At 34.5% G+C, this 362-nt stretch carries 1 pseudogene; it reads right to left on the minus strand.

Going from position 1 to position 362, the window contains the following annotated elements:
- Positions 1-362 (minus strand): annotated as a pseudogene (locus ELQ11_RS09725) (hypothetical protein); the annotation flags it as partial.

Here is a 362-nt window from a genome sequence, read left to right on the forward strand (position 1 = left end):
AAATCATTTCTCCACTTAAAGAAGCTCCACTATCTAATCTTATACCACTAATATTACCTTTAATAACACCACCATTTTTAAGTTCTATTTTTTGAGTTCGTGAGTGAACATCTAAGGAAATTCCATAACTATCGCCATAAACTCCACTTACTGTGCCATCTTTTTTTGAGCTTGCTCCATCTATGTATAAATCCCCTAGAGTTTGCCATTGACCCACTCCTATTCCTATGTATTTGCCATGAATTACACCTCCATCTCTTATGGTAAGTGTTCCAAATTTACCATAAGTTACCATTATGCCAGAATAATTTGATTCTATAGTTCCTGTGTTGATAATGTTTTCTATGGAGCCACCATTTTCT

This window comes from Campylobacter sp. US50a (assembly GCF_004379015.1).
In the GTDB taxonomy this organism is placed as follows: domain Bacteria; phylum Campylobacterota; class Campylobacteria; order Campylobacterales; family Campylobacteraceae; genus Campylobacter_D; species Campylobacter_D jejuni.